Source organism: Dehalococcoides sp., from assembly GCF_041654235.1.
Lineage (GTDB): Bacteria > Chloroflexota > Dehalococcoidia > Dehalococcoidales > Dehalococcoidaceae > Dehalococcoides > Dehalococcoides mccartyi_B.
This window is the reverse complement of sequence record NZ_JBAZDW010000101.1, coordinates 1-3,408: the sequence shown is the minus strand read 5'-3', so window position 1 is coordinate 3,408 and position 3,408 is coordinate 1. Positions and strand designations below refer to the sequence as shown.

Below are 3,408 nucleotides of genomic sequence, written 5' to 3'. Positions count from 1 at the left end.
CAGTACAACGGCATCCAGACATGGTAGTAGATAGCGATAGGCGTGACTTAGATGTAGCATCTTCTGGAAGCCTTACCGGTATTGTTTCTGGCCAGATGGCTATACATGTAGCTGATACTGACCCGCATACGCAATATTTACTGGCAAATGGAACACGTGAACTGATTGGGGATTTAGCCGTATCAGATACTAAAACTATTGACGGCAGAGACCTGTCTATAGATGGAACTAAGCTTGACGGTATTGAAGCAGGGGCTGAGGTTAACAATATATCAGATGCAGATGCTACGGACTTGACCGATGGTGGGGAAACTACCCTACATACTCATGCCTTTGCTGCTCAAGACTATGTTTATGATGGTGGCTCTGCTGTAGACTTTACCGAAGGTTATATAATTGAGGACTTTGGAGGTGCTTAATGGCTGAATATAGAAAATGGCTATTCCGCAGGGATACTGCCGCAAACTGGACATCAGCAGACCCCACTTTAATGAGTGGTGAAATGGGGTTTGAGACAGATACTAATAAGATTAAAATAGGCAATGGCACTACAGCATGGACTGCCCTTGATTATGTTGAGGCAGTAGTAACAGATATAGATGCTTATTTAGAAAATCCCCCCACAGAAGATGAGGCACATAAAACTGTTACTTCCGAATGGGCATTTGACCATAACGCCAGAGATGCCACATCAGCCGTGCAAGGACACGCTACTGCCACTCAAATAACAAAATTAGACGGCATAGAGGCTAGCGCTGATGTAACTGATGCTACCAATGTTGATGCCGCTGGGGCTGTAATGGAAGCAGACTACAATGCCAATACTATTTTAGCAGCTACCTCTGATGATACTCCAGCCGCCCTGACTGTTGGAGAGCAGACAGTTGTGGGAAGAATTACGGGTGGCAATATAGCGGCACTATCTGTATCTGAGATACAAACCTTGGTATTATCTGTTTCGTTGCCTGAGAATGTAGCAATAATTTTAGACCCTGCGTTGTCCGCTGATGGCAAATATTCTGGAATGGTAGAAGCGGGCACTGCTGGCGCAACATTAGCTTTTGGCGAAGTAGTCTATCAAGCAGTAGCTGATGATAGATGGGAAAAGGCTCAGGCTGATGCAGAAGCAACTACTAAGCCGAAGATTGGTATATGCGTATCTGCTGCTGCCAGTGACGGAGACCCCACCGTGATATTATTAGTCGGTAAGGTCAGAGCTGATGCAATATTCCCTACATTTACTAAGTATGCACCTGTATTTATTAGCGAAGCAACGGCTGGATTACTAACTAATACCGCCCCGTCAACCACTGGTCAGTTCGTTCGCTGTATCGGACAGGCCATATCAGCAGATGAAATCTGGTTTAACCCTGATAATGCATGGATAGAGGTAGCATAAGTGGATAGTGTTATAGTCGGCGGTGTGTACCAGAATAATGTTTCAACCACTTCAACCAGATATAATGCATTAAGTGTGGGGAATTCATCTTGGCAGTCAAGCGAAAGTGCTTACCAAAATGTAGTTCCAACTGATGGTGTCATTAAGAAACTTTCAGTCAGACTTAGTGCTGATGCTGGCACATCTCCATCTGCATATAGATTTACCTTAAGGTTAAATGGAGTTTCAACTGCGCTAACTTGCACCATTACTGCTGATGACATAACAGGGTTTGACCTTTCAAATGAAGTATCTGTGTCTGCTGGCGATTTAGTTAATATAATGTGCGAACCTATAAACTCTCCGTCAGTCGCAGTTAAAGTTGCATGGTCAGTTATATTTACTCCAACCGCCGCAAATGAGTCTGTGGTTATGGGTATAGGTGCCGCTTACAGTGGTAGTACTGTATATATGCAACCAATATTCTGTGCAAATAATGTATACATATCAACTGAGGCTAATACTCAGCTACTCATGCCTACTTCGGGAACGTTTAAAAAGTTGTACGTTGCTTTTCTTAACGGAGACCCCGGAACTTCTCCATCAGCTTATACTGTAACTCTTAGAGTAAACTCAGCCAGCAGTACCTTAGCCTGTACTATAGTTGCAGATAATACAACAGGGAATGATACTGGACATTCAGTACACGTAGACGAAAATGATTTAATTAGTATTAGAACTACTAGAGTAAGTTCTCCCTCTAATACTCTTACTATGGCTTACTCTATGGTGTTCTCTCCTGACACTGATGGTGAAAGTTTGCTTGCTTCGTACGGAGGCAGTCTTAGTAATTCAGCCGTTAACTATGGAGGGGTTGTAAATTATTGCAACCAAAACTCATTCTTAACAACTAGCTTATGGGGAATGAAGGGTATAAATACTTGTAGTGTAGGTAAGTTTCATGTTAAGATGGATTCCGAACCTTACGTAAATAGCGACTCGGATAAGTTTACATACTTAATAAGAAAGAATGGAGTTGGCACTGCTCTCACCGGAGAGGTAGCAGGTCATAGTACTACATTCACAGATAATACTACTACGGTTGATTTTAGTGCTGGAGATGGCATAGATGTCATCGCAACTCCAAACTCGTTACCTTTAGTGAGTTCAGTTTTTATTTCTGCCATAGCCTTTATTACGCCAACTAGTACAGGGTGGAGTCACAAGATATATGGAGTTACCCCATCTAAAGTAATGGGTATTCCAACCACCAGTATATCTAAGATAAGCAGCATATGAACACTTTAGAAAAAATATTAACTCTAGCTAATATTTTAATATGGTTATATGTTGGGTATATAATATACAGACTGTGAGGTGCATATGAGATTTAGAGACTTTCTTATGGTGTTCTTCTTGGTGTTTTACCTGTTTTATACAGGGCTAATGATTTACGCTATGGTGGAACTCGGCATAGATAAATGGACTGCTATGTTCAGCGGTATTATAAACGGTGTCATGCTCAAGATGTTAAGTGATGGGTGGCAATTCTACTTTAGAAAGAAACCAGATAATGAAAACAGCACTACAACCACTACGGACAGCAACCCAAAATAGAAAGACAGGGGATAACCGCACCATGAAAGACGAACTCAAGGTAATATCCAACACCTTACAATCCATGAATGAAACCATAGGCAAGAACACTAAAGATATTTACGACATAAAGAATAACCACCTCGCACATATAGAACCTTCATTAAACAGATTGGATATTGCCTTAAATGGTACACGAGAATGCCCCGACAACGGAATTGTTTGCCAAATTAAAATGGTAAGCAATGAAATAAAATGGTTGAAATGGGCTATTGTATATGGTTTTTCCATTATCGCTATCGCCGTATCCCTTTGGCTTAATGTCTAACAGCTACGGATTAAGCTTAGAGCCTCTGTAGTCCAATTCTAGCGGTTTTTTAGAGGTGGTATGACTGATTGTATTAACAGCAAAGATATTAAGTTAGGGTCTGTCC

Annotated in this window: 3 protein-coding genes and 1 pseudogene; all 4 read left to right on the top strand. The window is 41.5% G+C overall.

The window, feature by feature from the left end; all coding sequences use genetic code 11:
• Positions 1–419 (top strand): annotated as a pseudogene (locus WC259_RS08100) (hypothetical protein); the annotation flags it as partial.
• Positions 419–1,399 (top strand): hypothetical protein, encoded by a 981-nt coding sequence (locus WC259_RS08095; protein WP_372644195.1) that lies wholly within the window; start codon positions 419–421, stop codon positions 1,397–1,399. The pseudogene WC259_RS08100 and the gene WC259_RS08095, both read left to right, overlap by 1 nt.
• A complete protein-coding gene (locus tag WC259_RS08090) occupies positions 1,400–2,677 on the top strand; it encodes a hypothetical protein (RefSeq protein ID WP_372644192.1) in 1,278 nt (425 codons plus the stop codon). It begins immediately after the preceding gene.
• A 274-nt stretch (positions 2,678–2,951) separates the two neighbouring features.
• Positions 2,952–3,302, top strand: coding sequence for a hypothetical protein (locus tag WC259_RS08085; RefSeq protein WP_372644189.1), 351 nt, complete (start codon positions 2,952–2,954; stop codon positions 3,300–3,302).
• Positions 3,303–3,408 lie beyond the last annotated feature (106 nt).

What these genes read in the sequence shown, in the direction of transcription:
- WC259_RS08095 (WP_372644195.1), top strand. Translation starts at nt 419, where the DNA reads ATGGCTGAATATAGAAAATGGCTATTCCGCAGGGATACTGCCGCAAAC.
- WC259_RS08085 (WP_372644189.1), top strand. Translation starts at nt 2,952, where the DNA reads ATGAAAACAGCACTACAACCACTACGGACAGCAACCCAAAATAGAAAG.